The sequence below is a fragment of the Nitrospira sp. BLG_2 genome (assembly GCF_049222245.1).
In genome coordinates this window covers 1-1,622 of the sequence record NZ_JBLYIG010000705.1, presented here as the reverse complement: position 1 = coordinate 1,622, position 1,622 = coordinate 1, and the positions used below count along the sequence as shown (strand labels likewise).

The window sequence follows — 1,622 nt, the reverse complement described above, 5'->3', positions numbered from 1 at the left end:
CTTGAATCGACAGCGCATGATTCTGATCGTTGACCGTCGCTTCTATCTGATCACCCTTTTTGATCGTTCCAATCATATTGGTGGTCTTATCGGTGTGCAAACGAACTTGGGTCCCATCCTTGGCCTTCACAAAATAATTGGCGTCATCCACGCGGAACAGTTCCCCGTGGATGGTCTTGGCGCTGTTCGCACCCCTTGGCAGGGCGCTCTCCTTCATATCGTTTCGTTGCGTGTCATCATCGGATTGAAAATTGTACTTGTGAGCGTCAGTCAAGGAATCGGTTTTCATAGTATCTGACGGGCTCGGTGAATGTTCTGCCTGCACGACAATGGACGGCCCTATGGACAACGCCACGCCGCACAGTACCGTCCCGACGGTTTTATAAAGTGATTTCATGAGAGCCTCCTTACGGTTCTAGGTTCAACTCAACTCCGGTCCTACACCCGTCTCTTGCCAGAGAGCTACATAATCCGGGCGGACATTTTTTCCATCTGGGAGTTTCCCCAGTCAGAGGGAAGCTGGGGGGCTTTACCTAGTACTCGTCATGGTTCGCCATGCGGTACCTTCGAAAACGATGCAAATGGGCTGTTCGGTCTGAATCGAACATTTACGCTTACGCTTCCACACGTTGGTTGGCGGAAAAGGCCATGGTCTCTGAAACGTCGCTTCAGACAACGCCGCATACCATCGTCCTGCTGCGGGCGCTGCAATTAGGAGATTTACTGTGTGCCGTGCCGGCCTTCCGATCATTACGCGCCGCGTTTCCGCAGGCTCATATTGCGCTCATCGGCCTTCCTTGGTCCAAGACCTTCGTCAACCGCTTTGCGCGGTATCTCGATGAGTTCATCGAATTTCCTGGCTATCCCGGTCTTCCTGAGCGGTCGGTCGAGATCGCCGCGATTCCATACTTTTTAGCCACCATGCAGCGACGCCGCTTCGACCTTGCCCTTCAAATGCAAGGGAACGGCCGATACACCAACCAGCTCCTATCCCTCCTCGGCGCGAGAATGACGGCCGGGTTTGCTCACGCAGGCAGCCATTGTCCAAACGAGCGCGGGTTCATGCCTTATCCCGACCATTTACCCGAGGTCGACCGGCATTTGGCATTGCTCCGCCACCTCGGCATTCCGGCGCACGACAATCACTTGGAGTTTCCTCTCACCATGCATGATACGGCCGCCTTTCGCGCCCTCCAGGCCTCCCACGGGCTTCAATCAGGATCCTATGTGTGTCTGCATCCCGGAGGGCGGGGTTCTTCACGCAGGTGGGCTCCCCATTTGTTCAGCCTCGTGGGAGACCGACTGGTTGAGATGGGATATCGAGTGGTGGTCACCGGTACGGAGGCGGAACGTTCGCTCGCCCAAGCCGTCATGGCTCACATGCGTGAGCATGCCACCGACCTCGTAGGACAAACGGATCTCGGCACACTCGCTGTTCTCTTGAGCCGTTCGGCTCTGTTGATCGCCAACGACACCGGCGTCTCCCATTTGGCGGCGGCCCTTCACGTTCCAAGCGTGATTGTATGTGTCGGCTCCGATCCGGTCCGCTGGAGTCCGCATGATCGTTGTTTGCATCGCGTGCTCATCGGGCAAGGCACGGCGGTCGACGACGTCATGGCGAC

2 protein-coding genes are annotated in these 1,622 nt (G+C 56.4%); one reads left to right on the top strand and one right to left on the bottom strand.

All coding sequences use genetic code 11. The annotated features are described in order from the left end of the window. The coding region (locus ACOSYY_RS18610; protein WP_421664362.1) for a hypothetical protein at window positions 1-397 on the bottom strand (397 nt) is incomplete at its 3' end. 251 nt (window positions 398-648) lie between these two features. On the opposite strand from ACOSYY_RS18610, the gene ACOSYY_RS18605 reads away from it, so the two are divergent. Next, a partial coding sequence (locus ACOSYY_RS18605) for a glycosyltransferase family 9 protein (protein WP_421664361.1) occupies window positions 649-1,622 on the top strand: 974 nt, incomplete at its 3' end.